The 3,442-nt window shown below is 68.0% G+C and carries 3 protein-coding genes; all 3 read right to left on the bottom strand.

Annotated features, from left to right (window positions below; translation table 11 throughout):
* Nucleotides 1-57 precede the first annotated feature (57 nt).
* The 3 genes from fusA to rpsL are packed head-to-tail and all read right to left on the bottom strand — an operon-like array spanning nt 58 to nt 3,056.
* Nucleotides 58-2,205, bottom strand: coding sequence for an elongation factor G (gene fusA, locus WD250_14180; GenBank protein MEX2621358.1), 2,148 nt, complete (start codon nt 2,203-2,205; stop codon nt 58-60).
* A gap of 5 nt (nt 2,206-2,210) precedes the next feature.
* Nucleotides 2,211-2,681 carry a 30S ribosomal protein S7 gene (gene rpsG, locus WD250_14175; GenBank protein ID MEX2621357.1) on the bottom strand — a complete coding sequence of 157 codons (471 nt, stop codon included), beginning with the start codon at nt 2,679-2,681 and terminating at the stop codon, nt 2,211-2,213.
* Between the two features lie 3 nt (nt 2,682-2,684).
* Entirely contained in the window at nt 2,685-3,056 is a 372-nt protein-coding gene (rpsL, locus tag WD250_14170; protein ID MEX2621356.1) for a 30S ribosomal protein S12, read from the bottom strand.
* Nucleotides 3,057-3,442: the final 386 nt, after the last annotated feature.

Below are 3,442 nucleotides of genomic sequence, written 5' to 3'. Positions count from 1 at the left end.
CGATCGTCCCAATGTTCAGATGCGGCTTCGTCCGATCGAACTTCGCCTTGCCCATGTCTACTCTCCTCGTACTTTCGCGACGATCTCCGCGGCCAGGGATGCAGGCACTTCTTCGTAGCCGCTGAACTGCATGGTGTAGTTGGCGCGACCCTGGGTCTTCGAACGCAGGTCGGTGGCGTAGCCGAACATCTCCGACAGCGGCACGGTCGCGGTGATGACCTGGGAGTTGCCTCGGGCGGTCATCTGCCCGATCTGGCCTCGTCGGCCCGACAGGTCGCCGATGACGTCGCCCATGTACTCCTCGGGGGTGACGACCTCCACGTCCATGACCGGCTCCAGGAGCACGGGGTGACCCTTGCGGGCCGCCTCCTTCAGCGCCATCGAGCCGGCGATCTTGAACGACATCTCCGACGAGTCCACGTCGTGGTAGTTCCCGTCGGTCAGGGAGGCCTTCACGTCCACGAGCGGGTAGCCCGCGAGGATGCCGCCCTCCATGGCATCGCGGATCCCGGCGTCCACCGAGGGGATGAACTCCTTCGGGATGGAGCCGCCCCTGATCGCGTCGCTGAACTCGTAGCCACCGATCTGCCCGGTCGGCTCGCCGCGGTCGTCGAGGACCTGGCGCGGCTCCTCGGCGAAGACGCCGGTGGGCTCCAGGGTGATCTCCACCTCGGCGAACTGCCCGGAGCCACCGGTCTGGCGCTTGAACCGCAGCAGGTGGTCGTAGACGGGCCGCTTGATGGTCTCGCGGTAGGCGACCTGGGGCTTGCCCACGTTGGCATCGACCTTGAACTCGCGCAGCAGGCGGGTGACCAGCACCTCCAGGTGCAGCTCGCCCATGCCGCCGATGATGGTCTGGCCGGTCTCGTCGTCCGTGCGGACGCGGAACGTCGGGTCCTCTTCGGCCAGCTTCTGCAGGCTCGTGCCGAGCTTCTGCTGGTCGGCCTTGGTCTTCGGCTCGATGGCGATGTCGATCACCGGTTCGGGGAAGTCCATCGTCTCGAGCAGGACCGGGTGGTCCGGGTCGCACAGGGTGTCCCCGGTGCTCGTGTGCTTCATCCCGACCGCCGCGACGATGTCGCCGGTCAGGGCGGCATCGCGGTCGACCCGGTGGTTGGCGTGCATCTGCAGGATGCGCCCGAAGCGCTCCTTCTTGTCCTTGGTCGAGTTGATGACCTGATCGCCCTGGTTGACCTGCCCGGAGTAGACCCGGAAGTACGTGAGCTTGCCGACGTACGGGTCGCTCATGATCTTGAAGGCCAATGCGCTGAACGGCTCGTCGTCGTGCGGCTTGCGCTCGATCGGTGCGGCGGTCTTGACGTCGACGCCCTCCATGGGGGGCACGTCCTCCGGGCTCGGCAGGAAGCGCACCACGGCGTCGAGCAGCAGCTGCACGCCCTTGTTCTTGAAGGCGGTGCCGCACAGCACCGGCGTGAGGGCGTTGCTGATGGTGGCGTGGCGGATGCCCGCGATGAGCTCCTCGCGGGTGAGCTCCACCTCACCGACGAACTTCTCGAGCAGCGCGTCGTCGGTCTCGGCGACCTTCTCGACCAGCCTCGCCCGGTGCTCCTTCGCGCGCTCCACGAGGTCATCGGGGATGTCGACGTCGGTCCACGTCGTCCCGAAGTCGTCGCCGGAGCCCTCCCAGACGCGGGCGTTCATGTCGATCAGGTCGACGACGCCGATGAACTCGCTCTCCGAGCCGACCGGCAGCTGGAGGGCGACGGGGTTCGCGCCGAGCCGGTCGACGAGGGAGTCGAAGGAGCCGTAGAAGTCGGCACCTGTGCGGTCCATCTTGTTGATGAAGCAGATGCGGGGGACCCCGTACTTGTCCGCCTGGCGCCACACGGTCTCGGACTGGGGCTCGACTCCGGACACGGCGTCGAACACGGCCACGGCCCCGTCGAGGATGCGCAGGCTGCGCTCCACCTCGACGGTGAAGTCGACGTGGCCAGGGGTGTCGATGATGTTGATCTGGTGACCGTCCCACTCGCAGGTGGTGGCGGCCGACGTGATCGTGATGCCCCGCTCCTGCTCCTGGTCCATCCAGTCCATGACGGCAGCACCCTCGTGCACCTCACCCATCTTGTAGGACCGGCCGGTGTAGAAGAGGATGCGCTCGGTGGTGGTGGTCTTGCCGGCGTCGATGTGCGCCATGATCCCGATGTTGCGGGTCAGACGGATCGGAAAGTCGCGCTTAGCCATGACTCCTACCAGCGATAGTGGGCGAAGGCCTTGTTGGCCTCGGCCATCTTGTGGGTGTCTTCGCGGCGCTTGACCGCCGCGCCGGCGTTGTTGCTCGCGTCGAGCAGCTCACCGGCCAACCGCTCCGAGATCGTCGGTTCGCGGCGGGCGCGGGCGTACTGCGCGACCCAGCGCAGGGCGAGCGTGGTGCCCCGGCCCTGGCGCACCTCGATCGGGACCTGGTAGGTCGCACCGCCGACGCGCCGGGACTTGACCTCCAACGCGGGCTTCACGTTGTCGAGGCCCTTCTTGAACGTCTGCACCGGGTCGGCGCCGGTGCGCTCACGCATGAGCTCGAAGGCGTCGTACACGAGCCGCTCGGCGATGGAGCGCTTGCCGTCCAGCATCATCTTGTTGATCAGCTGGGTGACCAGCGTGCTCTCGTGCTTCGGGTCCGCTAGCAGCGGCCGCTTGGGTGCCGGTCCCTTGCGAGGCATGCCCTACCCCTCCTTCTTGGCGCCGTACTTGGACCGCGCCTGCTTGCGGTCCCGCACACCGGAGGCGTCAAGCGCCGCCCGCACGACCTTGTAGCGCACACCGGGGAGGTCCTTCACGCGACCGCCGCGCACGAGCACGATCGAGTGCTCCTGCAGGTTGTGGCCCTCGCCCGGGATGTAGGCGGTCACCTCGATCTGCGAGGTCAACCGCACACGGCAGACCTTGCGCAGCGCGGAGTTCGGCTTCTTCGGCGTGGTGGTGTACACGCGCGTGCACACACCACGGCGTTGCGGCGACCCCTTCAATGCCGGGGTCTTGGCCTTCTCCGCCTTGTCCTGGCGGCCCTTGCGAACCAGCTGCTGGATGGTGGGCATCATCGTCCTCGGTGCTCGGCCCGACCCACGGGCTCGGGCGTTCTGACGGTGCGGCGGCGCGGCAACTCCGCGGTGCGCTTGGGTCGGGGTTCCGCTGCGTCGGTGGCGAACAACCTGCGGCGACAGTCAGCCGGCGGGTTGCACCGGAAGCCGGGCTTCCGGTTGTGCCGCGAGCGGGGGGCGTACACGAACGACGCCCGGGCGAGCCCGGGCGTCATCCAGGAGCGGCCAGCCTACGTCCCCCTCGATCCCCTGTCAACCGACGCGGCTTGCGTCCACGGGGGACAGGGGACAGGGGACGGGGGGACGGGAGGCGGGGGGCGTCGGTGCGGTCTGAGGGGGCTAAGACTTTCGCGAGCGCAGCGCCCCCCGAAGAGCGCACCGAC

The organism is Egibacteraceae bacterium (assembly GCA_040905805.1).
In the GTDB taxonomy this organism is placed as follows: Bacteria; Actinomycetota; Nitriliruptoria; order Euzebyales; family Egibacteraceae; genus DATLGH01.
The sequence above is the reverse complement of the archived record's forward strand: the minus strand, read 5'-3'. Positions and strand labels throughout refer to the sequence as shown.

Bases quoted from the DNA above. Each gene is read 5' to 3' on its own strand.
- fusA (MEX2621358.1), bottom strand. From the start codon at position 2,205: ATGGCTAAGCGCGACTTTCCGATCCGTCTGACCCGCAACATCGGGATC.
- rpsG (MEX2621357.1), bottom strand. From the start codon at position 2,681: ATGCCTCGCAAGGGACCGGCACCCAAGCGGCCGCTGCTAGCGGACCCG.
- rpsL (MEX2621356.1), bottom strand. From the start codon at position 3,056: ATGCCCACCATCCAGCAGCTGGTTCGCAAGGGCCGCCAGGACAAGGCG.